Below are 23,410 nucleotides of genomic sequence, written 5' to 3'. Positions count from 1 at the left end.
TCTCCTGATGCTTAGCCGGCGATGCCGGTGATCTCGATTTCGGTGTAGTACTGACGGTGACCCTGACGCTTCATGTGGTGCTTGCGGCGACGGAACTTGATGATCCGGACCTTGTCAGCACGACCCTGGGACAGGACCTTGGCGGTGACGGCAGCGCCCTTCAGCGCATCGCCCAGCTTCACGCCGTCGCTGTCACCCAGCATCAGGATGTTGTCAAACTTGATCTCGCTGCCGACTTCGACTTCGAGCTTTTCAATGCGGAGCTTTTCGCCCTGCGCCACGCGGTATTGCTTACCGCCGGTGACCAGTACTGCGTACATGACCAGGCCTTCCTCTGTAGTTATTGTGGTCTGAGCTGCCGCCATCGAGGGCGGACAGGAGCGGGATTGTACGCAGATCAGCGGGCGCGGGTCAAGTCAACCCCTGAACGCCGAAGGAGACGGCACCGGAACGGCGCCGGAACCCCTGTCACGCCGTGAAAAGGGATCTGACCCCTGCCTGACGGCCTGTCTCACCCGATGAGACACCGGGCTGGCATTGTGGCCCATTGCCCCCATCTGGTCACCTCGGTAGGCTGACCGATTGCCGTTCCCTGCTGGCCCGGCACCCAGCCAACGCCCCCACAACCGGATCCCCCATGGCGATGGATTTCATCCGCATCCGCGGCGCGCGGACGCACAATCTGAAGAACCTCGACCTCGACCTGCCCCGCGACAAGCTGATCGTGATCACCGGCCTGTCCGGCTCGGGCAAGTCCTCGCTGGCGTTCGACACCATCTATGCAGAAGGCCAGCGCCGCTACGTCGAGTCGCTGTCGGCCTATGCGCGCCAGTTCCTGAGCGTGATGGAAAAACCGGACCTGGACCACATCGAGGGCCTGTCCCCGGCGATCTCGATCGAGCAGAAGTCGACCTCGCACAACCCGCGTTCCACGGTCGGCACGATCACCGAGATCTACGACTACCTGCGCCTGCTGTACGCCCGCGTCGGCACCCCGCGCTGCCCGGACCACGGCTATCCGCTGGAGGCGCAGACGGTCAGCCAGATGGTCGACCAGGTGCTGACCCTGGACCCGGAACAGCGCTACATGCTGCTGGCGCCGGTCATCCGCGACCGCAAGGGCGAGCATGCCCAGGTGTTCGACCAGCTGCGCGCGCAGGGTTTCGTGCGTGTACGCGTGGATGGCGAACTGCATGAAATCGACGCGGTACCGCCGCTGGCGCTGCGCCAGAAGCACACCATCGAGGCGGTGATCGACCGCTTCCGCCCGCGCGAGGACATCAAGCAGCGCCTGGCCGAGAGCTTCGAGACCGCGCTGAAGCTGGGCGATGGCATGGCTTCGGTGCAGAGCCTGGACAGTGCCGACGCTTCGCCGACGCTGTTCTCCTCCAAGTACTCCTGCCCGGTCTGCGATTACTCGCTGCCGGAGCTGGAACCGCGCCTGTTCTCGTTCAACGCACCGATGGGCGCCTGCCCCGGCTGCGACGGCCTGGGCATGGCCGAGTTCTTCGATCCTTCGCGCGTCGTGGTGCATCCCGAATTGTCGCTGGCCGCCGGTGCGGTGCGCGGCTGGGATCGTCGCAACGCCTATTACTTCCAGCTGATCGCCTCGCTGGCCAAGCACTACCGGTTCGACGTCGACGCGGCATGGAACTCGCTGCCGCAGAACGTGCAGCAGGCCGTGCTGTACGGCAGCGGCGATGAGGCGATCACTTTCACCTACTTCACCGAAGCCGGTGGCCGCACCCAACGCAAGCACCGCTTCGAGGGCATCATTCCCAACCTCGAGCGCCGCTACAAGGAAACCGAATCGCCGGCGGTGCGCGAAGAGCTGTCCAAGTACATCAGCGAACAGCCGTGCCCGGAATGCCATGGCGCGCGCCTGAACAAGGCGGCACGCAACGTGTTCGTGGCCGACCGCCCGCTGCCGGAGCTGGTGGTGCTGCCGATCGACGAGGCGCTGAAATTCTTCAGCGAACTGAGCCTGCCCGGCTGGCGTGGCGAGATCGCCGCGAAGATCGTCAAGGAAATCGGCGAACGCCTCGGCTTCCTGGTCGATGTCGGCCTGGATTACCTGACCCTGGAGCGCAAGGCCGACACCCTGTCCGGTGGCGAGGCGCAGCGCATCCGCCTGGCCAGCCAGATCGGCGCCGGCCTGGTCGGCGTGATGTACGTGCTCGACGAACCATCGATCGGCCTGCACCAGCGCGACAACGAACGCCTGCTCGGCACCCTCACCCGCCTGCGCGACCTGGGCAACACGGTGATCGTGGTCGAGCATGACGAGGACGCGATCCGCCTGGCCGACTACGTGCTGGACATCGGCCCGGGCGCGGGCGTGCATGGCGGCGAGATCGTCGGCCAGGGCACGCTGCAGGACATCCTGGAGGCACCGCGCTCGCTGACCGGCCAGTACCTGTCGGGCAAGCGCGCGATCGAGATCCCGGCGCGCCGGCACAAGCCGAACCCGAAGATGACCCTGCACCTGCGCGGGGCCAGCGGCAACAACCTCAAGGGCGTGGACCTGGCGATTCCGTCGGGCCTGCTGACCTGCGTGACCGGCGTGTCCGGCTCCGGCAAGTCGACCCTGATCAACGACACCCTGTTCTCGTTGGCCGCCAACGAGATCAATGGCTCCTCGCACCCGGTCGCCCCGTACAAGGAGATCGATGGCCTGGACCTGTTCGACAAGGTGGTGGACATCGACCAGTCGCCGATCGGACGCACCCCGCGTTCGAACCCGGCCACCTACACCGGCCTGTTCACGCCCCTGCGCGAACTGTTCGCACAGGTGCCCGAAGCCCGTGCACGTGGCTACTCGCCGGGCCGCTTCAGCTTCAACGTGCGCGGTGGCCGCTGCGAGGCCTGCCAGGGCGACGGCCTGATCAAGGTGGAGATGCACTTCCTGCCGGACGTGTACGTGCCCTGCGACGTCTGCCATGGCAAGCGCTACAACCGCGAGACACTGGAGATCCTGTACAAGGGCTTCAACATCAACGACGTGCTGGAAATGACCGTCGAGGATGCGCTGAAGCTGTTCGAACCGGTGCCGTCGATCGCACGCAAGCTGGAAACGCTGGTCGACGTCGGCCTGAGCTACATCAAGCTGGGCCAGAGCGCGACCACGCTGTCCGGTGGTGAAGCACAGCGCGTGAAGCTGTCCAAGGAGCTGTCGCGCCGCGATACCGGCCGCACCCTGTACATCCTCGACGAGCCGACCACCGGCCTGCACTTCCACGACATCGAAGCGCTGCTGGGCGTGCTGCACAAGCTGCGCGACGAGGGCAACACGGTGGTGGTGATCGAGCACAACCTGGACGTGATCAAGACCGCCGACTGGATCGTCGACCTGGGCCCGGAAGGCGGCCATCGCGGTGGCACCATCCTGGTCACCGGCACGCCGGAAGACGTGGCGGCCTGCCCGCAGTCCTACACCGGCCAGTTCCTGGCCCGCATGCTGCCTTCCACCAGCGCGCGCCCGGAACAGCCGGCCGCCGTGGCCAACAAGCCCGACGCCCGCCCGCCGCGCAAGGTGAAGCCTGAAAAGCCCGCCAAGGTGGCGAAGAAGGCGGTGGCCGCCAAGAGCACCGGCAAGACCAGCAAGACCGCAACTGCCAGCAAGAAGAAGGACGCCTGATGAGCAGCGAACACAAGATCCTGGCCCGCATCCCGATCAGCGTGCGCTGGCGCGACATGGACAGCATGGGCCACGTCAACAACGCCAAGTACATTTCCTACCTGGAGGAGGCGCGCGTGCGCTGGATGCTCGGCGTGGACGGCGTGTCGATGACCGACCGCATCGCACCGGTGGTGGCCGCGACCAACGTCAATTACCGGCTGCCGATCGTGTGGCCCAACGACATCCTGGTCGAGCTGTTCGTCGAGCGCCTGGGCAACAGCAGCGTGACCATCGGCCACCGCATCGTCGACCAGCAGGACGCGTCGAAGCTGTATTCCGACGGCAACGTGGTGGTGGTCTGGATGGATACCCAGACCGGCAAGAGCGCGCCGCTGCCCGAGGCGATCCGCAGCGCCTCTACCTGACACACCCTGGTAGGTGCCGACCTTGGTCGGCACGCTTCGGCGGCAATGAGGTTGCCGGCCAGCGGCCGGCACTACCGACACTGATCAAAGGACTGACATGATCCACCAGACCGAACTGCGCGACCTGCTGCCCGGCATGGTCCCCTTTCCCACCGACGTGTTCCCCGCCGACCAGGCCTGGCTTGGCCAGCACCTGCTGCCGCTGCTGAAGATCGACCTGGGCGTGCTGCGGCCGGAACTGGCCGGCCAGGTGGCAACGATGCTGTGCCCGATCGAGCCGTATGACGGCTGCATCGGCGAGACCACCGAAGAACACCACAACGAGTTCACCGGCACCAACTGGATTGCCTTCGAACTGACCGCCGGCAACGAGATGCGCTTCCTTGGCAACGAGGGCTATTTCATCGGCGACCAGGTGCAGGACAGGCACGCGCAGGAACACATCGCGCAGATGCGCGAGAGCTATGCCAAGGCGCGTGACTACCATGCCGCCCACGGTCGCCTCGCCTGCTACTCGCGCTTCGGCAAGGGCGAGCCCAGCGAGCGCGATTACCTGGATACGCTGGGGGGACCGATCGGTTTCGGCAACTGGACCGAGACCGCAGAGATTCCCGCGGCATTCGAGCTGGGCTTTACCGACGCGGCCGATGACCCCAACGCTGCGGACGATGCCGAAACGGTGGTCATCACCCGCAACGGCAACGCGTTCTTCGCCGTGGCCGGCGTGGCCGGGTACAACTGGTGCGCCACCGGCGCCGATGCGATCGTGATGTTGTACGAGCCGGAAAGCCGCACCGTGCTGTTCTCGTACGACTGGTCGTAAGCCTCTTTGGCAGTGCCGGCCGCTGGCCGGCATTTCCCGTGCTGCCGGCCAGCGGCCGGCACTACCATCCCGCTACGACGCGACCTTCGCCGATGCGATCGTGATGTTGTACGAGCCGGAAAGCCGCATCGTGCTGTTCTCGTGCGACTGATCGTAAGCCCCTTGGTAGTGCCGGCCGCTGGCCGGCATTGCCCGTGCTGCCGGCCAGCGGCTACGGCGCGACCTTGCGTACGGTCAACGTCGCGTTCGCTTCACCACCGCCCTCCAGCTGCAGCTGCAGCGGCAGCGCCTGGCCTTCCTTCAGCGCGCCCTTGCCCTGCATCAACATCAGGTGCAGGCCACCGGGCTTGAGCTCGGCACGCGCGCCCGGCGCCAAGGGCAGGCGCTCAACGGCCCGCATCCGGCTGACCCCGTCGACGATCGTGGTCTCGTGCAGAGACACATCTCCGAATCCACTGCTGGTCGCGCCGGTGATTGCCACCGCGCTGCTGCAGCCGTTGTGGATCACGCCATAGCCGGCGGTCATCGGCATCGCTGGATTCGGTGGCAGCCGCGCCCAGCCCCCCTCCATCGTGACGCAGGCCGGCTCTGCAGCGGAAGCCGATGCTGCGGCCGCACACAGGACCAACAGTACGCCAACGAATGGTTTGGTTATCATCGCCCAGGTTCCTTCTTCGCAACGAGACCGCAGCATGACGACGCTCATCGAGGTGATCAACCATGGCCCCATCCGCGAACTGCGCCTGGCGCGGCCGCCGGTCAATGCACTGGACACCGACCTGTGCCGGCAGTTGATCCATGCCATCGAGCTGGCCATGGCCGAAGACGCGCACGGCATCGTGCTGTCGGGCAGCGAGCGCATCTTCACCGGTGGCATGGACGTGCCGCACCTGCTCTCGCATGGCGATGACAAGCACAAGCTGCTGGACACCTGGAACGCCTTCTTTGGCGCCGTGCGCACGCTGGCCGAGAGCCGTATTCCGGTGGTCGCGGCGATCACCGGCCACGCCCCGGCGGGTGGCTGCGTGCTGGCGTTGTGCTGCGACTACCGGGTGATGGCGCGCAGCGCCGATCCGTCGCGCCCGTATGCCATCGGCCTGAACGAAGTGCAGGTCGGCCTGATTGCACCGGAAGGCATCCAGCGCCTGCTGCGCCGTGCGGTGGGCGTGCACCGCGCCGGCGCGCTGCTGACCACCGGCGCGTTGGTGCCGGCCGAACAGGCGCTGCAGATCGGCCTGGTCGATGAGCTGGCCGAAGGTGACCTGGTGGTGGCACGTGCCGTGGCCTGGCTGCAGAACCTGCTCAGGCAGCCGCGCCAGCCGATGCTGCTGACGCGCGCGATTGCCCGCGCTGACCTGCACGAAGCGCTGCACCCGGACCTGATCCAGCTCGACCGCTTCGTCGAAGCCTGGTTCGCCCCGGATGCGCAGAACGCCCTGCAGGCGCTGGTCGCCCGGCTGGGCAAGTAAACGGTAATGCCGGCCGCTGGCCGGCATCCGCAGCCCCCCCCAAGAGGATCATGAGGTTGCGGGCCAGCGGCCGGCACTACCGAAGATGGGGCAGCCGCCCTGACCGGTATAATCAGGCCCTCTTTCACTGCTGTGGCCGCCCCCTTGAACGACATGCCCGAACCCGTCGTCTCCGAGCTGATCGACCTGCTCACGCTGGAGCGGCTGGAGGACAACCTGTTCCGCGGGCAGAGCCGCGACATCGGCACCAAGTACGTGTTCGGCGGGCAGGTGCTGGGACAGGCGCTGGCCGCCGCGCAGGCCACGGTCGACAACGGCCGTCACGTGCACTCGCTGCACGCCTACTTCCTGCGCGCCGGCAACATCGACCACCCGATCGTCTACGACGTGGACCGTACCCGCGACGGCGGCAGCTTCTCGGTACGCCGGGTCACCGCGATCCAGCACGGCAAGGTGATCTTCTTCTGCGCGGCCTCGTTCCAGCAGGCCGAGACCGGCGCCGAGCACCAGCACAAGATGCCCGAAGTGCCGCAGCCGGAGGACATCGAACCGAACCGGCCGCTGCCGGCCGAGGTGCTGGAACGCCTGCCGATCAAGGTGCAGCGCTGGCTGTCGCGTGGAGGTCCGTTCGAGTTCCGCCATGTCTATCCGCGCGACGAACTGAACCCGCCCAAGCGTCCGCCCTACCACCAGGTGTGGCTGCGCCTGAGCGAGCCGGTCGGCGATGCCCCGGAGCTGCATCAGGCCCTGCTGGCCTACGCCTCGGACTTCCACCTGCTGGGCACGGCGACCTTCCCGCACGGCATCAGCTACTACCACCCGCACGTGCAGATGGCCTCACTCGACCACGCGATCTGGTTCCACCGCCCGTTCCGCGCCGACGACTGGCTGCTGTACTCGCTGGACAGCCCCAGCGCACAGGATTCGCGGGGCCTGGCCCGCGGCCAGTTCTTCACCCGCAACGGCGTGCTGGTGGCCAGCACCGCGCAGGAAGGCCTGATCCGCGTCGTACCCGACCAGGCAGCGGCGGCCGCCGTGCCGGCCAAGGAGTGATCCGATGCGCCAGATCTTCAGCAGCCAGCGTGTGGAAACCGTCGAAGGCGTGGCCGAGCTCCTGCGCGGGCATGGCATCGACGTCAAGGTGACCAACGGGCGCTCTTACAAGACCCGCCGCCGTGGGCAGTTCAGCTATACCGACCTGGGCAACGCCAACGCCTACCCGGCGGTGTGGATCGTGCGCGCCGACGACCAGCCGCGCGCGCGCGAGATCCTGCGCGAGGCACGCCTGCTCGACACCACCCGCCGCGACCACCCGACCGCCGAGTTCGCCTTCCGCGATGCCCCGGAACAGGGCGGCGGCGGCCGCAGCTGGGCCTGGCGCATCCGCATCGCCCTGCTGGTGGTGATCGCCGGTGTGGCGCTGGTGATCGGCCTGCGCCACCGCAGCGCCCCGGCCCCGGTGGCGCCGGCGCCCGCTCCCCAGACGCAGCCGGCCCAGCCGGCCCCGCAGGCAGCGCCGGAAGAGGAAGAAGTCCGGGTCCGCATCCAGCCCTCGAAGTAACCCATGGGTCGTACCCGTCGCTGGCCGGCAACTGCAAAAAGGGGACGGAGGGGATTAAGTCGTTTATGGCACAAACGACTTAATCCCCTCCGTCCCCTTTTTTTGTCATGAGGTTGCCGGCCGGGGGCCGGCACGACCGTGCAGAAAGCCGGTCACACTTCGCGCGCGGCTCCGTCATGGGACACAATGCCAGCAGGAGAGCCGCCGCCATGACGACGTTCGCCGCATCGATCGACCAGACCCTGGAACGCGAACTGCCCGCCGCCGCCAGCGGTTGCCAGCATGCCTACGGCCGCATCGTGCTGGCCTGCCAGAACACGGTCACCGCCATCGCGCTGGCCATCACCCGCGACCGCCAGGCCAGCGAAGACATCGCACAGGAAGCCTTCGTCAAGGGCTGGCAGCAGCTGCACCAGCTGCGCAGCTCGACCAGCTTCCTGCCCTGGCTGCGGCAGATCACCCGCAACCTGGCCCGCGACTGGCTGCGTGCCCAGCGTGGCCGACCGCTGACCGGCGAGGCGGCCGAGCTGGCGATGGGCATGGCTGCCGACCCGGCCCCGGGTGCCGCCGACCGCCTGCAGCGGGTGGAGGAAGAGATCGCCGCCGAGGACATCATCTCGGCGCTGCCCGCCGACAGCCGCGAAGTGCTGCTCCTGTATTACCGCGAAGGCCAGCGTTCGCAGCAGGTGGCCGACCTGCTCGGGCTCAGCGACGCAGCCGTGCGCAAGCGCCTGTCGCGCGCCCGCGCCCTGGTCCGCGACGGCCTGCTGCAGCGCTTCGGTGAGTTCGCACGCAGCAGCGCGCCGAGCGCTGCATTCGCCACCGCGGTGGTGTCGATGGTCCTGGTGGCCGCGCCCGGCACCGCCAGCGCCGCGATCCTGCTCGGCACCGGCGTCGGCGTGGGCGGCAGCAAGCTGGGCCTGGGCGGCGTCAGTGCCGCAGGCGGCGCAGCCATGGGTTCACTGACGGCCGCCGCCAGCCAGCTGCACCTGATACCCGCCAGCAACTGGGCCGCCGTTGCCGGGGGCGTCCTCGGTGGCATCATCGGCAGCTATCTGGGGGGCCGCTTCCTGCTGCGCTTCGCAGACACCCCGCAGGAGCGGGCGGCCGTGCGACGGTTCGTGCACCTCAATACGTTCACTGCGATGGTCGTCTGCACCAGCCTGCTGGTCTCGCTGATGCTGCAGGTGCCGCTGTGGCTGCAACTTGCCATTCTCGTCATCGGCCTGGGTACGGTGAACTACCAGTGCCTGGTGCCGCTGCAGCGCCTGATGGCCCCCATGATCGCGCGCGATTCGGCGCGGCGCGGCCGCAGCGGAACCAACTGGCAATACGAATCCGTCTATGGGCGCACCGGCATCATCGGGGCGAACGTCTTCGTGATCGGTCTGGTGGTGTATGCGCTGATGCGCAGCGGAAACGTATGACGGACAACGCCGGCACTCTGCCGGCGTTGTCGTCATTCACTGCGTTGAGCCTCAGCGCTGCGGCGCCGGTGCGCCACCGTCACGCGGACCACCATGGCGGGGGCCGCCATGCATCGGGCCCTTGGCCGCATCGAACTCGGCCTTGCTCAGCTGGCCGTCCTTGTTGGTGTCGGCGGCAGCGAACCAGGCATCACGATGCTGCTTCATGCGCAGCTCGCGGTCGGCCTTGTCCAGGTAGCCATCCTTGTTCAGATCAAGCTGGTCAAAACGCGCGGCCAGGCGCGGATCGGCCTTGGCTTCCTCGCGGCTGATGCGGCCGTCCTTGTTGACGTCCAGCGTGGCCCAGCGCTCACCGCCATGGCCGCGGCGGCCATGCTGCCAGCGCGGCAGTTCGTCGCGCGAGAGCTTGCCGTCCTTGTTCTTGTCCAGCTCGTCGAATTTCGCAGCCAGGCGCGGGTTGGCGGCCGCCTCGCTGCGGTCGATGACGCCGTCACCGTTGGTGTCCAGCTTGGCCGGGCGCAGTGCCGGCGTGGCCGGGGTGTCGGCGGCCAGCGCGATTCCGGAAGCAGAGGTGCCCAGCAGCAGGGCCAGCAGCAGGGGGGTACGGATCATGAGGTCACTCCTGGGGATGGGAACAGCGTCGGGGTGATCACTTCACCCTCGAGGGACAACAACGCCCGGACGCGACATCGGTTGACGCCGCTGCCGGTTCCGTTCATCCGGCGGACAGTCGCCGCCACTGCGACGGGCTGGGGCTATGCTGTGTCCATGGCGATCCATGGCGACAGAGACGACGAACTGCGACTTTTCCAGACCGGCGAGCACCCTTGCGGGTACTGGTCGGACCGGGTGGCACGCGACCTGGTGCTGGACCCGAACGACCGCCGCCTCGGCGCGCTCTATCCACTGGCACTGAGCTGGGGCTTCCGCCGCAGTGGCGACCTGGTGTACCGGCCGCACTGCGCGCACTGCCAGGCCTGTGTCGCAGTGCGGATCCCGGTGGCACGCTTCGCTCCGGACCGCAGCCAGCGCCGCTGCGCCACCCGCAATGCCGACCTGGAGGTGCGGATCACCGCCGCCACCGCCCGCGACGACCTGTTCGCGCTGTATCACCGCTACCTCACCCACCGCCACGCCAACGGCGGCATGGACGACCACGGCCCGCACGAGTTCGAGCAGTTCCTGATCGGCAGCTGGTCGCACACCCGCTTCATGGAGATGCGCCTGCCCGGCCACGACGGCCAGCCCAGCCAGCTGCTGGGGGTGGCGGTGACCGACGTCACCGAGCACGGGCTGTCGGCGGTCTACACCTTCTTCGACCCGGACCACGCCGCGCGCGGGCTGGGCACCTTCGCGATCCTGCAGCAGATCGAATGGGCACGCCGCGAGGGGCTGCCGCACGTGTATCTGGGCTACTGGATCCGCGGCCACCAGAAGATGGACTACAAGCGCCGCTTTCATCCGCTGGAGGCGTATGACGGCCGCCGCTGGCACGATTTCGACAATGATCTGGACGGGCGCTGACAAACCGCTGACACCGGGCCGGGTGCACAATACGGCCCATGAACATGACCCGCCGCCATCCCCTGATCCTCGCCCTGGCCCTGCTCTGCGGCGCCACGGCCCCTGCCTTCGCCACGTCCCCTGCGATGACCGAAAAGCCGTCCGCTGCGCTGCGCCTGGCCACCTACAACACCTCGCTGTACTCCGATGACGCCGGCGGCCTGATCAAGGAGCTGGAAGGCGAGAGCGAGCACGCGCGCAAGATCGCCGCGGTGCTGCAGCAGGTGCGCCCGGACCTGGTGCTGCTGAACGAGTTCGACTTCGACGATGCCCATCGCGCCGCCGACCTGTTCCAGAAGCGCTACCTGGAAGTGGCCCAGCCCGGTGGCGGCAAGCCGCTGCATTTCGCCTACCGCTACCTGGCCCCGGTCAACACCGGCGTGCCCAGCGGCCTGGACCTGGACAACAACGGCGTGGTCGGCGGCGAAGGCCGCAGCCGTGGCAATGACGCGTGGGGCTACGGCCTGCACCCGGGCCAGTACGGCATGCTGGTACTGTCGCGCTATCCGATTGATGAAGCCAAGGTGCGCAGCTTCCAGCTGCTGAAGTGGAGCGCGATGCCCGGTGCGATCCGCCCGGTTGACCCGCGTACCGGCCAGAGCTTCTACAACGATCATGTGTGGTCGCAGCTGCGGCTGTCGTCGAAGTCGCATTGGGACGTGCCGGTGAAGACCCCGGCCGGCGTGGTGCACGCGCTGGTTTCGCACCCGACCCCGCCGGTGTTCGATGGCCCGGAAAAGCGCAACGCGGCGCGCAACCATGACGAACTGCGCCTGTGGCAGGAATACCTGTCCAAGGGTGACAAGCCCTGGCTGTGCGACGACAAGGGCCAGTGCGGCGGCCTGGCGCAGGATGCGCGCTTTGTGATCCTCGGCGACCTCAACAATGACCCGGCCGATGGCGATGGCCGCCATGAGGCGATCGTCGAGCTGATCGAGAACGCCCGCGTGCTGCGCTACCCCACCCCGCGCAGCGTCGGCGGCGAGCAGACCAGCCTGGCCTATGCGGCCAAGGGCATCGAGCGCAAGGGCGCGCCGTTCCACGCCACCGGCGATTTCGGTCCGAAGTCCGGCACGATGCGCCTGGACTACGTGCTGCCCTCGACCGGTTTCGAGTACGTGGGCAGCGGCATCTTCTGGCCGGCCAATGAGAGCCCGGAAGCGAAGATCGCCGACGGCAGCGACCACCACCTAGTGTGGGTGGACGTGCGGTAGCGTCGACTGGGTAGAGTCGACTGTTGGTCGACTGCACGGTGGAAAAAGGGGACGGAGGGGATTAAGTCGTTTGTGGCACAAACGACTTAATCCCCTCCGTCCCCTTTTTTTGTTTACGGGTGAAGTTCGACGCCGATGGCGTCGGCGGCGTCACGCGCGATGGCGCGTGCTTCGTCGATGGTTGCCGCGCGCGCCAGGGTCACGCCGACGCGGCGGTGGCCATGCACGCTCGGCTTGCCGAACAGCCGCACGGCGGTGTCCGGCACCTGCAGTGCGGCGGCGACGTTGTTGAAGTACGGCACGCCCTCGCCGTGTGCCAACAGCGCGCACGAGGCCGACGGGCCGCTCTGGCGGATCACCGGAATCGGCAGGCCAAGGATGGCGCGCGCGTGCAGCGCGAACTCGCTCAGCTCCTGCGATACCAGCGTCACCAGGCCGGTGTCGTGCGGGCGCGGCGACACTTCACTGAACCACACCTCATCACCCTTCACGAACAGCTCGACACCGAACAGGCCCCAGCCGCCGAGGTCGTCGGTGATCGCGCGCGAAATCTCTTCGGCACGCGCCAGTGCCGCGCTCGACATCGGCTGCGGCTGCCAGCTTTCGCGGTAGTCGCCGTCCTTCTGCAGATGGCCGATCGGCGCGCAGAACGAGGTGCCACCGGCATGGCGCACGGTCAGCAGGGTGATCTCGTAATCGAAGTCGATGAAACCCTCGACGATGCAGCGGCCGGCGCCGGCGCGGCCACCGGTCTGTGCGTACTCCCACGCCGGGGCGATGTCCGCTTCGCTGCGCAGGGTGCTCTGGCCCTTGCCCGAGGACGACATGACCGGCTTGACCACGCACGGCAGGCCGATGGCGGCCACGGCAGCACGGTACTCGGCCTCGGTATCGACGAAGCGGTACGGCGAGGTCGGCAGGCCCAGGGTTTCGGCGGCCAGGCGGCGGATGCCTTCGCGATCCATGGTCAGGCGTGCGGCGCGCGCAGTCGGGATCACCCGCAGGCCCTGCTCCTGCTCCAGCTGGACCAGGGTCTCGGTATGGATGGCCTCGATCTCCGGCACCACCAGGTGCGGCTGCTCCTGGGCGATCAGCGCACGCAGCGCCATGGCATCGAGCATGTCGATCACGTGCGAACGGTGCGCGACCTGCATGGCCGGGGCATCGGCATAGCGATCGGCGGCGATCACCTCCACGCCCAGCCGCTGCAGCTCGATGGCCACCTCCTTGCCGAGTTCGCCCGAGCCCAGCAGCAGCACGCGGGTGGCGGAGGGGGACAACGGAGTTCCAAGCTTGGCCATGGCGGTTCCAGCAACGGTGTGAAGGCGGAGGGGCATTCTAGCTGGCCGGGCACCCCGGGCAGGGCGTCCGACGAACGGTTGCCCAAATGTGATATCACTTTGATATCTTGAATCGAATCCTCAAGGACGTACCGCCATGAAAGAGAAGTCGCTTGCCTCCCTCAACGGCCTCGGCACGCTGGCCGGTGCCCTGCTCGTCGCCCTCGCCGGCGCTGCCCTGTTCGTACTGGGCGTGGCCGCCAAGGCCAGCACCGGCTCGCCCAACCTGCTGCTGATGCTGCTGGGTGCGCTGCTGGGGGTCCTGGGCGTATTCATCCTGGCCGGCCTGTACACCGTCCAGCCCAACCAGGCCGCGGTGCTGAGCCTGTTCGGCAAGTACGTGGGCACCGTGAAGGACAACGGCCTGCGCTGGAACAACCCCTTCTATGCCAAGCGCCGGGTCAGCCAGCGCGTGCGCAACTTCGAGAGCGGCAAGCTGAAGGTCAACGAGCTCGATGGCAGCCCGATCGAGATCGCCGCGGTGATCGTCTGGCAGGTGGTCGACGCCTCCGAGGCCGTCTACAACGTGGACGACTACGAGAGCTTCGTGCATATCCAGTCCGAATCGGCGTTGCGCGCGATGGCCACCAGTTACCCCTACGACCAGCACGAGGACGGCCAGCTGGCGCTGCGCAGCCACGCCAGCGAGATCTCCCAGCACCTGAAGAACGAACTGGCCGAGCGTCTGGCCGATGCGGGCGTGCAGGTGATCGATGCGCGCATCAGCCACCTGGCCTACGCCGCCGAAATCGCCCAGGCGATGCTGCAGCGGCAACAGGCCAACGCGGTGATCGCCGCGCGCACGCGCATCGTGGCCGGTGCGGTGGGCATGGTCGAAATGGCCCTGGCCGAACTGCAGAAGAACGGCGTGGTTGAGCTGGACGAGGAACGCAAGGCGCACATGGTCAGCAACCTGCTGACCGTGCTGTGCTCGGACCGCGGCACCCAACCGATCGTCAACGCCGGTTCGCTGTACTGAACCACCCTCGCAACGGGGCGCCCCACCGCCCCGCCAGGAGTTTTCATGAGTGAGAAGAAAGCCTATCCGCTGCGCATCAACGCCGAGGTCCTGGCCGCCGCGCAGCGCTGGGCTGACGACGAGCTGCGCAGCCTCAACGCGCAGATCGAATACGTGCTGCGCGACGCCCTGCGCAAGGCAGGACGCCTGCCAAAACCCACGCCATCGCCGGAGGACAAGGAATGAGCACGCGCTGGAGCTACCAGACCATCGAGGTCAAGACATCCATGATGGGCGTCCTCAAGGCCGAGGACGTCCAGGCCGAGCTGACCCGCCAGGGCCAGCTGGGCTGGGAACTGGTCAACATCATCATCCCGGCACCGATGCGCCCGGCGATGCTGGTGTTCAAGAAGCAGGCCTGAACCATGGGCGCCAGCGATCCGAAGCAGTACGAGGTGGCCGAAAGCTCGCCGTTGCGCGTGCTGTGGATCGTGCTGCCCCTGCTCGCCGCCTTCGTGGCCTGCCTGTATGCGCAGCTGTACAAGGCACCGGCGACGGCACCCTGGATTGAAGTGACGCTGTCGCCGCCCTGGTTCCGGATGGGCGGCAGCGCCGCCTGGAGCCTGCTGGTCATTGCAGCGCTCGGCGTCGGGCTGGGCGCAGCGTTCTTCCGCCGCCGGGTGGAACTGGCCGATGACGTGCTGGACGTGCGCTCGACGATGTACCGCCGCCGTATCCCGGTGACGCAGCTGCGGCTGGACCAGGCCGAGGTGGTCGATCTTGCCCGCGACCGCCGCTATGGCATCCGTTTCAAGACCAACGGCTATGCGATGCCGGGCTTCTACTCCGGGCACTTCCGCCTGCAGGGCGGCGGCAAGGGCTTTGCCCTGGTCACCGACCGCAGCCGCGTTCTGGTGCTGCCGGTACGCGACGGCAGCGCGCTGCTGCTCAGCCTGGATCGGCCGCAGGTACTGCTGGACGCACTGCGCAAGGTGGCCGCACCGGCGCCGCGGCAGTAAGCTGCGGTGATGCAACGACGCGCGCCCCTGCTGATCAATACCGAGGCCATCGAGCTGTGGCCCGCCCACCTGCTGCGCGCACGCAGCACCCTGGATGCCCGCCTGCTGTCGCAGGCACAGTGGGTGCTGCGGCGCAAGCGCGATGGCCGCTACCTGGCGGCGGTGACGACGCATGGCGTGCATTCGCTGGTGCCGCGCCTGCCGCGCGAACCCGGGGTCGAGGAGGCTCTGGCGCTGCTCGATGCAGCGACGGCGCGGCCGTTCGGCGCTGCGCTGCAGGATCAGTGGTTGCCACTGGCGGGCCTGCAGCAGCGCCTGCAGCAGCTGGGCCTGGATGCCCAGCGCTATGCCGACGACAGCGGCCTGCCATTGGAGCCCGAACCGTGCCTGCTGCACTTCGCCGGCCGTGACCGGTTCGGCCGCCCGCTGTGGCTGCGCCGCGGCGCCGCGCAGGGATGGCGGCGGATGCGCCTGCACGCGGCACGGGAGGGCATCGCGCTCGACGCAATCTCCGGCTTCCGCAGCCATGCCTACCAGTTGGGCATCTTCGAGCGGAAGCTGGCACGCGGGCTGAGCGTGGCGGAGATCCTGAAGGTCAATGCCGCACCGGGGTTCAGCGAACACCACAGCGGCCACGCGCTGGACATCGGCACACCGGGCGATGCACCGGCCGAAGAATCATTTGAAGCCACCGACGCGTTCGCCTGGCTGCAGGCCCATGCCGGCAGGCATGGCTTCCATCTGAGCTACCCGCGTGACAACCCGCACGGCATCGTCTACGAACCCTGGCACTGGTGCTGGAGACGGGCCAACGGCTGAGCCCCGCGTGGCGCCCGCACGCGGAATGGAACGAGAGAGCAGAGACAAAAGCGGACCGCTTCGCTCGAAGCCGAGCATGGCTCGGCTCTACAGCCGCTGCCGCGCAACGCCCCCATGTAATGCCGGGCCATGCTCGGCTGTACCCCGGATTGCCCTCACCGCCTCAACGCATTGATCGCCAGCACCACCCAGCCGGCCATCATGCTGGTGCCGCCGATCGGCGCCATCCGCGTCGGCCACTGCCACAACGCCCCGCCCACCAGACTGCCGGAAAACAGCAGCACGCCCAGCAGCAGCACGTACAGCGCCAGGTGCGCGATCGCTCCCTGCGCGCGCGGCCCCAGCGCCACCAGCACCGCGCCATGCGCGAACGCATACAGCGCTGCCAGGTTCAGGTGCTGCTGCGCCAGCGGGTCGGCTACGCCGTGCGATGCGTAGGCAGACAGGCCGATCGAGGCAGCGGCCAGCAGTGCACCCACGCAGGCCAGCAGGGACGGCTTACGCGCGCGACGTTCAAGGTTGAACATGAAGGCTCCTTGCGCAGCACCCATCACCGGGTGCGGAATAAAAAAAACGCGCCGCAGTCAGCGGCGCGTTTTCGTGTCCAACACTACATGGGACAGCCGAGGCTTACTTGACGGCCCAGTAGATGTCGTAGGTACCTTCCGGGGTGAACGACTTGTCGATGCCGTCCTTCCAGGTTTCGTACGGGCGGTCGATGACTTCGTTGCCCGAAGTCACGGCCCAGGCACGCAGGCCGTTGCGGGCAACGTCCAGGCCTGCCATGTGGCCGGTGTAGGCCGCATGCGCCGAACGGTGCGGAGCAACGTGCACGTACTTGACCGGTGCGCCGCCGTCGATCTTGACGGTCAGCTCGTCGGCTGCAGCACCTTCAGCACCCTTCTTCTTCACCGGCTGGGCGATGTCGAAGGCGTACTTCTCCTGGCCGAAGTCGGTGGTGATGATGCGGAACGGACCGGCGGCTTCAAGGCCATTGGCCTCCATCACGCGCTTGATCCACTCCTGGTTGTCCTTGATCGACTTGGTGATGGAATCCTGGCCGCGGTCCACGTTACCAGCGTTGACCACCAGCAGGTTCTCGGCCGGCACTTCCACGATGGCCAGGTCGGTCAGCGGGGCTTCCGGAGTGCGGTAGTCGACGTTCGGAACGCTGGCGAGCATGTTGGCGATGCGCGACAGGCCCAGCTTGATGTCATCGCCGATCTGGCGGCTGACATACAGGCCGGCGTAACGGCCGAACAGGTCGAAGCCGTACTTCACCGAGTAGTCCTGGGTGATCTTGACGTTGCGACCACCCTTGCCGGTCGGCTCCAGGTTGAAGGTGGTGACCTTGTCGTGACCCTTGGTGGCGTCTTCGATGGCGATCACAACACGCTTGTTCTCTTCGGCTTCGGTGATCTTCCAGGAACCGGTACCCAGGTCCTTGGAGTTGAAGTCGAGGGTGGCACCGGTACCGGACGCCGGGCCGGACAGCTTCAGTTCAACGGCGGGATCGCGCAGTACCAGCGGGTTCCAGTCCTTGAAGCGGCGCAGGCTGCTGACCGTGTCGTACACGATCGTCATCTTGCGGTTGGTCTCGATGCTTTCGGTGATGTGACGCTCGCCCGGCAGACATACGCCAATGATGACGAACAGGCCAGCCACGATCCCCAAGGCGATCAGGAACTCGATAATACGGGTCATTCAGAGAGTCTCCGGGGCCGATCCCACGGCCGGGTTGATTGAAGCGAAGCGCCAATCCTAGCAGGCTTCGCGGGCATTGTTTATCGGGATTGGCGCACCGGTTTCCGTGCCGGCTGCGTATTTGTATGGACAAAGAATTCGAAGGGTAACGCATACCGCTGCCCGGCAAGTAGGGGGCAACCTTGGCGGGAACCCCCGGGCGCGACCCAAGCCCTTGTACTAAAAGGATTTTTCTCAGACCAGCTGGAGTTCAAACGCCTTCAGCACGGCCCGCGTACGGTCGCGCACGCCCAGCTTGGAGAGGATGTTGGAGACGTGGTTCTTGATGGTGCCCTCGGCCACGCCCAGCGAGTTGGCGATCTCCTTGTTGGAGAAGCCACTGGCCATCAGCCGCAGGATCTCGGTCTCACGGTCGGTCAGCGGGTCCGGGCGGTCCAGGCTGACGAACTCGTTGCGCATGTGCTCCAGGCCGGAGAGCAGCCGCTGGGTCACCGCCGGCTGCACCAGCGAACCGCCATCGGCCACGGTGCGGATGGCACCGACCAGCTGCGCCAGGGTGACATCCTTGAGCAGGTAGCCCTTGGCACCGGCCTTGAGCCCGGCCAGCACCAGCTGGTCATCGTCGAACGTGGTGAGGATGATGGTCGGCGGCAGCTGTTCCTGCCGCGACAGCACCTGCAGGGCCTCCAGGCCCGACATCACCGGCATGCGCATGTCCATCAGCACCACGTCGGGGCGCACCTGCGGTATCAGCTCGACCGCCTGCCGGCCGTCGCCGGCCTCGGCCACCACCTCGATGCCGTCGTCGAGCGCCAGCAGGGAGCGGATTCCCTGCCGCACCAGGGTTTGGTCGTCGACCAGGCAGACGCGAATCATCAACGCACTCCTTCAGGAACCTTGGTAAGGGCGGCCACCAGCACCGTTGCCGGCACCGTTGCCCGCAGCCGGAAGCCTTCACCGGGGCGGGTCTCGATCTGCAGCTGGCCGCCACATTGTTGCAGGCGCTCGCGCATGCCGCGCAAGCCATTGCCCACGTTGACCATATCCGCGCCGACGCCGTCGTCGCGGGCCTCCACCACCACCCGGTCGGGGGCTTCACGGTACACCTTGATCCACAGATGGCGGGCACTGGCATGGCGCACCGCGTTGGTGATGATCTCCTGGGTGCAGCGCAGCAGCACGTGGGCCCGCTGCGGGTCCTCCACGTTCAGCGGATCCTCGATGTCCAGCTGGATGTCCAGCGAGGGCACGTTCTCGGTCAGCGGGCGCAGCGCCGCCGCCAGGTCGATGGCGCCGGTCTCGCGCAGCTGGCTGACCACTTCGCGCACGTTGCCCAGCAGCAGCTTGGCCAGTGCATGCGAGCGCTTGACGTGGTCCAGCGCCTGGCCCTCGGCCAGGTGGCCGGCCACTTCCAGGTTCAGGGTCAGCGCGGTCAGCTGGTGGCCGAGCAGGTCATGCAGCTCGCGCGAAATGCGGGTGCGCTCGTTGACCCGCGCACTCTCGGCCAGCAGGGCCCGGGTGGCGCGCAGCTCCGAATTGAGCCGGCGCTGCTCGTCGCGGGCCTCGGTCTGCTGTCGCGCGACCAGGCTGGTCACGAAGATGAACATGGAAAAGCCGCCATACAGCAGCGACTGCATCACTGCTTCGAACAGCGGGAAGCGCAGCAGCATGTAGTAGACCGGCGCGACCGCCAGCTGGCTGACCAGCAGCCACAGCACTCCCAACCGCACCGACAGCATCCACGGGATGACCCCGGCGGCCACCATCATCAGGATGCTGCCCAGGCCCGAGCCGCTGAGGAAGCTGACCCCCAGCGCCGAGATCGTCAGCAGCAGCAGCAGGCCACGGTCCAGCCAGCTGGTATGGCTGTCGCTGCGCAGGATGCGGGTGAGCCAGTAATAGGCGGTGCCGAAAGACAGGTAGGCGACGAACAGCAGGATCGCCCAGCCGCCCATGTCGCTGCGGCTGTGCAGGTTCTCGAACTGCGAGTAGGCCAGCGGCAGGCCGACCATGACCCAGGTGAACAGGCCGGCCAGACGGAGGACGCGGGTATGGCTGAGGACTCCCAACATGCCAGCACTCTACGGGCCCGGGCTGCCTCGCGCACTCCCACGGAAGTCATGCCTGCCCGGTCGCCTGTTCATGCCGCAGCCCACCCCGGGCATGCAATAATCGTGCGCAGGGTCCCTTGATGGACCAACCGCGTTACCCCACGGAGTCACAATGTCGATTGTCATCCGCGACGTGCGCGAGCACGAGCTCGATTCCGTCCTGGCTTTGAACAACAACGCTGGCCTGGCCATCCTTCCCCTGGATGCGGCACGCCTGCGCCTGTTCTATGAGACCGCTGAGTATTTCCGCGTCGCCGAGCGCGACGGCAACCTGGCCGGTTTCCTGATCGGCTTCGGCAGCGACAGCCAGCACGACAGCAGCAATTTCGCCTGGTTCAAGCAGCAGCTGGACACCCCGTTCTTCTACATCGACCGCATCGTGGTCGCCAGCCGCCGCCGTGGCGGTGGTGTCGGCCGTGCGTTCTACGCCGACGCGCAGAGCTTCGCCGAGCTGCGCTACCCGCAGATGACCTGCGAAGTCTTCCTCGACCATGGCGCCGATGCCGCCCTGCTCTTCCACGGCAGCTTCGGCTTCCGCGAGCTGGGCCAGAACACCATGCCGCAGGTCGATGTGCGCGCCAGCATGCTGGCCAAGGAACTGTGCAGCTACCCCTGGGTCAAGGAGACCTACGGCGGCAAGCTGCCGGATGTGGCATGGACACGCGCCCGGCAACTGCCGGCGCAGGCACAGCGGCCGACGGGGACCTGAGCGTGGCGGTGAATTTCGATTACGAACAGGCCGGTGAACTGAAGATCGGCCAGGTGGGCATCGCCAACCTGCGCATCCGTACCCTTGACGTCGAGCGCCTCGTGCAGGAAATGCGCGAGCGCGTGACCCGCGCCCCGAAGCTGTTCGGCCGCGCCGCAGTGATCCTCGACTTCGGCGGCCTGAGCCAGGTGCCGGACGTGGCCACCGCGCAGGCGCTGGTCGACGGCCTGCGCAGCGCCGGCGTGCTGCCGGTGGCGCTGGCCTATGGCACCAGCGCGATCGACCTGCTCTCGCAGCAGCTCGGCCTGCCGTTGCTCGCCAAGTTCCGCGCGCAATACGAGCGTGCCGACGCCGAGCAGGCCCCGCCGCCGCCCGCACCGGAACCGCGCCGGGCAGCCCGTGCCGAGCCGAAGCCGGCCCCGGCAGCGCCGGTGGCCAAGGTGGCCGACGCCGCCGCGCCGCAACCGGGCCGCATGCAGCTGGGCAACGTGCGTTCGGGCCAGCAGCTGTACGCGGAAAACTGCGACCTGACCGTGATGGCCACCGTCGGCGCCGGCGCCGAGGTCATCGCCGATGGCAGCATCCATATCTACGGGACCCTGCGCGGCCGCGCGCTGGCAGGGGCCCAGGGCAACACCGCGGCACGTATTTTCTGCCGTGATTTCCATGCGGAACTGGTCGCCATTGCAGGCCATTACAAGGTACTGGACGATGTCCCGGACAACCTGCGCGGCAAGGCCGTGCAGGTGTGGCTGGAACAGGACCAGATCAAGATCGCTGCGCTGGACTGACGCAGCACCCAAACAGAATCATCAGGAGAAGTCCTTTGGCTGAAATCATCGTAGTCACCTCCGGCAAGGGCGGCGTCGGCAAGACCACTTCCAGCGCGAGCCTGGCCTGCGGCCTGGCGCGGCGCGGCAAGAAGGTGGCCGTGATCGACTTCGACGTCGGCCTGCGCAACCTCGACCTGATCATGGGCTGCGAACGCCGCGTGGTGTACGACTTCGTCAACGTCGTGCACGGCGAAGCGACCCTCAAGCAGGCCCTGATCAAGGACAAGCGCTTCGACAACCTGTACGTGCTGGCTGCCTCGCAGACCCGCGACAAGGACGCACTGACCCAGGAAGGCGTGGGCAAGGTGCTGAAGGACCTGGCCGCCGATGGCTTCGACTACATCATCTGCGACTCGCCGGCCGGCATCGAGAAGGGCGCCTTCCTGGCGATGTACTTCGCCGACCGCGCGGTGGTGGTGGTGAACCCGGAAGTGTCGTCGGTGCGCGACTCCGACCGCATCATCGGCTTGCTCGATTCGAAGACCCACAAGGCCGAATCCGGCCAGGACGTGCCGGCCTTCCTGCTGCTGACCCGCTACACCCCGGTGCGCGTGGAAAGCGGCGAGATGCTGAGCATCGCCGACGTCGAGGAAGTGCTCGGCCTGAAGGCGATCGGCGTGATCCCCGAATCGGGCGATGTGCTCAACGCCTCCAACAAGGGCGAGCCGGTCATCCTGGATGTCGAATCCGCTGCCGGCCAGGCCTATGAAGACGCCGTCGCGCGCATCCTCGGCGAAGAACGCCCGATGCGCTTCACCAACGTCGAGAAGAAGGGCTTCTTCAGCAAGCTGTTCGGAGGGTAAGCATGGGCCTGTTTGATTTCCTCAAAGCGAAGAAGACCACCGCCGAAACCGCCAAGAACCGCCTGCAGATCATCATCGCGCAGGAACGCAGCCACCGTGGTGGCCCGGACTACCTGCCGCTGCTGCAGCGCGAGCTGCTGGAAGTGATCAAGAAGTACGTGAACATCGACGTCGATGCGGTGAAGGTCGACCTGGTGAAGGATGGCCAGCACGATGTGCTGGACATCTCCGTGGCGCTGCCGGAAGGCCCGGACAAACCCTGATCCCCTGCCCCGCCCGTGCCTGCATGGGCGGGGCTGCCCGACCCGCATGACCGATACGACAACCGCCGTGGACATCACCTGCGTGGGCGACATCGCCTTCGCCGATGCGCAGTGCCTGCTCGCCGCGCATGGCCTGCGGCTGCACCACGTGGCCGACGGCGAGCCGATTCCCGGCAGCTACTGGGGCGAACCCGAGGCCGGCATCATCGCCAGCAACGTGTACGTGCGCGACGACACGCCCGTGCACTCGATGCTGCACGAGGCCTGCCACCTGATCGTGCTGCCGCCGGAGCGGCGGGCGCAGGTGCATACCGATGCCACCGACTCGGTGGCCGAGGAAGACGCCACCTGCTACCTGCAGATCGTACTGGCCGGGCAGCTGCCCGGCGTCGGCAGCCAGCGGCTGATGGCCGACATGGATGCCTGGGGGTATACGTATCGGCTGGGGTCTACCCAGGCATGGTTCGAAACGGACGCCGAAGACGCGAAGGCGTGGCTGGTCGAACGCGGGTTGCCGGTGGCGTAAAGCCGCGGGCGCGGTTGGCCACGGGCGCGTGGCGACGCGCCGGACCTTGCGGCGCCCCTCTTTTCACTCGGCGCGGTTCGAGCAGGACGCCGAAGACGCGAAGGCGTGGCTGGTCGAACGCGGCTTGCCGGTGGCATAGCGCATCGGTAGTGCCGGCCGCTGGCCGGCAACCTCATGAACCCGTGAGGCATCACCGGGTTGCCGGCCAGCGGCCGGCACTACCC

At 67.2% G+C, this 23,410-nt stretch carries 27 protein-coding genes; 19 read left to right on the top strand and 8 right to left on the bottom strand.

What is annotated here, in order from left to right:
- Nucleotides 1-11: 11 nt before the first annotated feature.
- Nucleotides 12-320: a 50S ribosomal protein L21 gene (gene rplU, locus NSQ78_RS06330; protein ID WP_005408557.1), complete on the bottom strand. Its 309-nt coding sequence runs from the start codon at nt 318-320 to the stop codon at nt 12-14.
- Nucleotides 321-637: 317 nt separating this feature from the next.
- Here rplU and uvrA point away from each other — a divergent pair, with 317 nt between their 5' ends.
- The 3 genes from uvrA to NSQ78_RS06315 all read left to right on the top strand — a co-directional run bounded on the left by uvrA (nt 638) and on the right by NSQ78_RS06315 (nt 4,867).
- Nucleotides 638-3,637, top strand: a complete 3,000-nt coding sequence (gene uvrA / locus NSQ78_RS06325) for an excinuclease ABC subunit UvrA (RefSeq protein WP_049469058.1) — start codon at nt 638-640, stop codon at nt 3,635-3,637.
- Entirely contained in the window at nt 3,637-4,044 is a 408-nt protein-coding gene (locus tag NSQ78_RS06320; protein ID WP_032956469.1) for a thioesterase family protein, read from the top strand. The genes uvrA and NSQ78_RS06320 overlap by 1 nt, the downstream gene beginning before the upstream one ends.
- Nucleotides 4,045-4,141: 97 nt before the next feature.
- Nucleotides 4,142-4,867, top strand: a complete 726-nt coding sequence (locus NSQ78_RS06315) for a hypothetical protein (protein ID WP_049469056.1) — start codon at nt 4,142-4,144, stop codon at nt 4,865-4,867.
- A 211-nt stretch (nt 4,868-5,078) separates the two neighbouring features.
- On the opposite strand, the gene NSQ78_RS06310 is transcribed toward NSQ78_RS06315, so the two are convergent.
- Nucleotides 5,079-5,525 (bottom strand): copper chaperone PCu(A)C, encoded by a 447-nt coding sequence (locus tag NSQ78_RS06310; protein ID WP_064237895.1) that lies wholly within the window; start codon nt 5,523-5,525, stop codon nt 5,079-5,081.
- Nucleotides 5,526-5,559: 34 nt separating this feature from the next.
- On the opposite strand from NSQ78_RS06310, the gene NSQ78_RS06305 reads away from it, so the two are divergent.
- The 4 genes from NSQ78_RS06305 (at nt 5,560) to NSQ78_RS06290 (ending at nt 9,324) form a co-directional block, all read left to right on the top strand.
- Complete coding sequence (locus tag NSQ78_RS06305; protein WP_053462457.1) at nt 5,560-6,336, top strand: enoyl-CoA hydratase/isomerase family protein; 777 nt, start codon at nt 5,560-5,562, stop codon at nt 6,334-6,336.
- 153 nt (nt 6,337-6,489) lie between these two features.
- Nucleotides 6,490-7,389: an acyl-CoA thioesterase II gene (gene tesB / locus NSQ78_RS06300; RefSeq protein ID WP_032953622.1), complete on the top strand. Its 900-nt coding sequence runs from the start codon at nt 6,490-6,492 to the stop codon at nt 7,387-7,389.
- 4 nt (nt 7,390-7,393) lie between these two features.
- On the top strand, nt 7,394-7,897 hold the full coding sequence (locus NSQ78_RS06295; protein ID WP_049469051.1) for a pathogenicity-like protein: 504 nt from the start codon (nt 7,394-7,396) through the stop codon (nt 7,895-7,897).
- A gap of 209 nt (nt 7,898-8,106) precedes the next feature.
- On the top strand, nt 8,107-9,324 hold the full coding sequence (locus tag NSQ78_RS06290) for a sigma-70 family RNA polymerase sigma factor (RefSeq protein ID WP_064237894.1): 1,218 nt from the start codon (nt 8,107-8,109) through the stop codon (nt 9,322-9,324).
- A gap of 51 nt (nt 9,325-9,375) precedes the next feature.
- Here the strand turns inward: NSQ78_RS06290 and NSQ78_RS06285 are convergent, their stop codons facing one another.
- The gene (locus tag NSQ78_RS06285; protein ID WP_064237893.1) at nt 9,376-9,936 is read right to left on the bottom strand and encodes an EF-hand domain-containing protein; all 561 of its coding nucleotides are present in this window, start codon (nt 9,934-9,936) and stop codon (nt 9,376-9,378) included.
- A gap of 156 nt (nt 9,937-10,092) precedes the next feature.
- On the opposite strand from NSQ78_RS06285, the gene NSQ78_RS06280 reads away from it, so the two are divergent.
- Together NSQ78_RS06280 and NSQ78_RS06275 are read left to right on the top strand one after the other, a co-directional pair.
- Nucleotides 10,093-10,848, top strand: coding sequence for an arginyltransferase (locus tag NSQ78_RS06280; RefSeq protein WP_057494148.1), 756 nt, complete (start codon nt 10,093-10,095; stop codon nt 10,846-10,848).
- Between the two features lie 38 nt (nt 10,849-10,886).
- Nucleotides 10,887-12,101, top strand: a complete 1,215-nt coding sequence (locus NSQ78_RS06275; RefSeq protein ID WP_064237892.1) for an endonuclease/exonuclease/phosphatase family protein — start codon at nt 10,887-10,889, stop codon at nt 12,099-12,101.
- A 113-nt stretch (nt 12,102-12,214) separates the two neighbouring features.
- Here NSQ78_RS06275 and purT read toward each other — a convergent pair whose 3' ends face one another.
- On the bottom strand, nt 12,215-13,402 hold the full coding sequence (gene purT, locus NSQ78_RS06270; RefSeq protein WP_064237891.1) for a formate-dependent phosphoribosylglycinamide formyltransferase: 1,188 nt from the start codon (nt 13,400-13,402) through the stop codon (nt 12,215-12,217).
- A 136-nt stretch (nt 13,403-13,538) separates the two neighbouring features.
- Here purT and NSQ78_RS06265 point away from each other — a divergent pair, with 136 nt between their 5' ends.
- Genes NSQ78_RS06265 through NSQ78_RS06245 form a run of 5 tightly spaced genes read left to right on the top strand, consistent with a single transcriptional unit; the run spans nt 13,539 to nt 16,237 of the window.
- Nucleotides 13,539-14,420, top strand: a complete 882-nt coding sequence (locus NSQ78_RS06265; RefSeq protein WP_064237890.1) for an SPFH domain-containing protein — start codon at nt 13,539-13,541, stop codon at nt 14,418-14,420.
- A 45-nt stretch (nt 14,421-14,465) separates the two neighbouring features.
- Entirely contained in the window at nt 14,466-14,645 is a 180-nt protein-coding gene (locus tag NSQ78_RS06260; RefSeq protein WP_005408543.1) for a hypothetical protein, read from the top strand.
- On the top strand, nt 14,642-14,821 hold the full coding sequence (locus NSQ78_RS06255; RefSeq protein ID WP_049464927.1) for a DUF4177 domain-containing protein: 180 nt from the start codon (nt 14,642-14,644) through the stop codon (nt 14,819-14,821). The genes NSQ78_RS06260 and NSQ78_RS06255 overlap by 4 nt, the downstream gene beginning before the upstream one ends.
- Nucleotides 14,822-14,824: 3 nt before the next feature.
- On the top strand, nt 14,825-15,418 hold the full coding sequence (locus NSQ78_RS06250) for a PH domain-containing protein (RefSeq protein WP_064237889.1): 594 nt from the start codon (nt 14,825-14,827) through the stop codon (nt 15,416-15,418).
- 9 nt (nt 15,419-15,427) lie between these two features.
- Complete coding sequence (locus NSQ78_RS06245; protein ID WP_064237888.1) at nt 15,428-16,237, top strand: M15 family metallopeptidase; 810 nt, start codon at nt 15,428-15,430, stop codon at nt 16,235-16,237.
- A gap of 155 nt (nt 16,238-16,392) precedes the next feature.
- On the opposite strand, the gene NSQ78_RS06240 is transcribed toward NSQ78_RS06245, so the two are convergent.
- From NSQ78_RS06240 to NSQ78_RS06225, 4 genes are all read right to left on the bottom strand, one after another.
- Nucleotides 16,393-16,764 carry a DUF423 domain-containing protein gene (locus tag NSQ78_RS06240; RefSeq protein ID WP_064237887.1) on the bottom strand — a complete coding sequence of 124 codons (372 nt, stop codon included), beginning with the start codon at nt 16,762-16,764 and terminating at the stop codon, nt 16,393-16,395.
- 103 nt (nt 16,765-16,867) lie between these two features.
- Nucleotides 16,868-17,941: an SRPBCC family protein gene (locus NSQ78_RS06235; protein WP_049464936.1), complete on the bottom strand. Its 1,074-nt coding sequence runs from the start codon at nt 17,939-17,941 to the stop codon at nt 16,868-16,870.
- Nucleotides 17,942-18,175: 234 nt separating this feature from the next.
- Nucleotides 18,176-18,817, bottom strand: coding sequence for a response regulator transcription factor (locus NSQ78_RS06230; protein WP_006424175.1), 642 nt, complete (start codon nt 18,815-18,817; stop codon nt 18,176-18,178).
- Nucleotides 18,817-20,013, bottom strand: coding sequence for a sensor histidine kinase (locus tag NSQ78_RS06225; RefSeq protein WP_049464938.1), 1,197 nt, complete (start codon nt 20,011-20,013; stop codon nt 18,817-18,819). Before NSQ78_RS06225 ends, NSQ78_RS06230 begins: the two co-directional genes overlap by 1 nt.
- A gap of 151 nt (nt 20,014-20,164) precedes the next feature.
- On the opposite strand from NSQ78_RS06225, the gene NSQ78_RS06220 reads away from it, so the two are divergent.
- From NSQ78_RS06220 to NSQ78_RS06200, 5 genes are read left to right on the top strand one after another with little or no spacing between them, the layout of a single operon-like run.
- Complete coding sequence (locus NSQ78_RS06220) at nt 20,165-20,761, top strand: GNAT family N-acetyltransferase (protein ID WP_005415684.1); 597 nt, start codon at nt 20,165-20,167, stop codon at nt 20,759-20,761.
- The gene (minC, locus tag NSQ78_RS06215; protein WP_064237886.1) at nt 20,707-21,552 is read left to right on the top strand and encodes a septum site-determining protein MinC; all 846 of its coding nucleotides are present in this window, start codon (nt 20,707-20,709) and stop codon (nt 21,550-21,552) included. Before NSQ78_RS06220 ends, minC begins: the two co-directional genes overlap by 55 nt.
- 35 nt (nt 21,553-21,587) lie before the next feature.
- Nucleotides 21,588-22,397, top strand: a complete 810-nt coding sequence (gene minD / locus NSQ78_RS06210) for a septum site-determining protein MinD (protein ID WP_006424120.1) — start codon at nt 21,588-21,590, stop codon at nt 22,395-22,397.
- Nucleotides 22,398-22,399: 2 nt separating this feature from the next.
- Nucleotides 22,400-22,660, top strand: a complete 261-nt coding sequence (minE, locus tag NSQ78_RS06205) for a cell division topological specificity factor MinE (protein WP_005408532.1) — start codon at nt 22,400-22,402, stop codon at nt 22,658-22,660.
- 46 nt (nt 22,661-22,706) lie between these two features.
- Nucleotides 22,707-23,186, top strand: coding sequence for a hypothetical protein (locus tag NSQ78_RS06200; protein ID WP_130768615.1), 480 nt, complete (start codon nt 22,707-22,709; stop codon nt 23,184-23,186).
- Nucleotides 23,187-23,410 lie beyond the last annotated feature (224 nt).

This window comes from Stenotrophomonas sp. FSL W7-1447, from assembly GCF_037966425.1.
GTDB classification, from domain to species: Bacteria; Pseudomonadota; Gammaproteobacteria; order Xanthomonadales; family Xanthomonadaceae; genus Stenotrophomonas; species Stenotrophomonas pavanii.
This window is presented reverse-complemented; position numbering and strand designations above follow the sequence as displayed.

Coding starts and splice junctions, on each gene's coding strand:
- rplU (WP_005408557.1), bottom strand. CDS start 320: ATGTACGCAGTACTGGTCACCGGCGGTAAGCAATACCGCGTGGCGCAG.
- uvrA (WP_049469058.1), top strand. CDS start 638: ATGGCGATGGATTTCATCCGCATCCGCGGCGCGCGGACGCACAATCTG.
- NSQ78_RS06320 (WP_032956469.1), top strand. CDS start 3,637: ATGAGCAGCGAACACAAGATCCTGGCCCGCATCCCGATCAGCGTGCGC.
- NSQ78_RS06315 (WP_049469056.1), top strand. CDS start 4,142: ATGATCCACCAGACCGAACTGCGCGACCTGCTGCCCGGCATGGTCCCC.
- NSQ78_RS06310 (WP_064237895.1), bottom strand. CDS start 5,525: ATGATAACCAAACCATTCGTTGGCGTACTGTTGGTCCTGTGTGCGGCC.
- NSQ78_RS06305 (WP_053462457.1), top strand. CDS start 5,560: ATGACGACGCTCATCGAGGTGATCAACCATGGCCCCATCCGCGAACTG.
- tesB (WP_032953622.1), top strand. CDS start 6,490: ATGCCCGAACCCGTCGTCTCCGAGCTGATCGACCTGCTCACGCTGGAG.
- NSQ78_RS06295 (WP_049469051.1), top strand. CDS start 7,394: ATGCGCCAGATCTTCAGCAGCCAGCGTGTGGAAACCGTCGAAGGCGTG.
- NSQ78_RS06290 (WP_064237894.1), top strand. CDS start 8,107: ATGACGACGTTCGCCGCATCGATCGACCAGACCCTGGAACGCGAACTG.
- NSQ78_RS06285 (WP_064237893.1), bottom strand. CDS start 9,936: ATGATCCGTACCCCCCTGCTGCTGGCCCTGCTGCTGGGCACCTCTGCT.
- NSQ78_RS06280 (WP_057494148.1), top strand. CDS start 10,093: ATGGCGATCCATGGCGACAGAGACGACGAACTGCGACTTTTCCAGACC.
- NSQ78_RS06275 (WP_064237892.1), top strand. CDS start 10,887: ATGAACATGACCCGCCGCCATCCCCTGATCCTCGCCCTGGCCCTGCTC.
- purT (WP_064237891.1), bottom strand. CDS start 13,402: ATGGCCAAGCTTGGAACTCCGTTGTCCCCCTCCGCCACCCGCGTGCTG.
- NSQ78_RS06265 (WP_064237890.1), top strand. CDS start 13,539: ATGAAAGAGAAGTCGCTTGCCTCCCTCAACGGCCTCGGCACGCTGGCC.
- NSQ78_RS06260 (WP_005408543.1), top strand. CDS start 14,466: ATGAGTGAGAAGAAAGCCTATCCGCTGCGCATCAACGCCGAGGTCCTG.
- NSQ78_RS06255 (WP_049464927.1), top strand. CDS start 14,642: ATGAGCACGCGCTGGAGCTACCAGACCATCGAGGTCAAGACATCCATG.
- NSQ78_RS06250 (WP_064237889.1), top strand. CDS start 14,825: ATGGGCGCCAGCGATCCGAAGCAGTACGAGGTGGCCGAAAGCTCGCCG.
- NSQ78_RS06245 (WP_064237888.1), top strand. CDS start 15,428: ATGCAACGACGCGCGCCCCTGCTGATCAATACCGAGGCCATCGAGCTG.
- NSQ78_RS06240 (WP_064237887.1), bottom strand. CDS start 16,764: ATGTTCAACCTTGAACGTCGCGCGCGTAAGCCGTCCCTGCTGGCCTGC.
- NSQ78_RS06235 (WP_049464936.1), bottom strand. CDS start 17,941: ATGACCCGTATTATCGAGTTCCTGATCGCCTTGGGGATCGTGGCTGGC.
- NSQ78_RS06230 (WP_006424175.1), bottom strand. CDS start 18,817: ATGATTCGCGTCTGCCTGGTCGACGACCAAACCCTGGTGCGGCAGGGA.
- NSQ78_RS06225 (WP_049464938.1), bottom strand. CDS start 20,013: ATGTTGGGAGTCCTCAGCCATACCCGCGTCCTCCGTCTGGCCGGCCTG.
- NSQ78_RS06220 (WP_005415684.1), top strand. CDS start 20,165: ATGTCGATTGTCATCCGCGACGTGCGCGAGCACGAGCTCGATTCCGTC.
- minC (WP_064237886.1), top strand. CDS start 20,707: ATGGACACGCGCCCGGCAACTGCCGGCGCAGGCACAGCGGCCGACGGG.
- minE (WP_005408532.1), top strand. CDS start 22,400: ATGGGCCTGTTTGATTTCCTCAAAGCGAAGAAGACCACCGCCGAAACC.
- NSQ78_RS06200 (WP_130768615.1), top strand. CDS start 22,707: ATGACCGATACGACAACCGCCGTGGACATCACCTGCGTGGGCGACATC.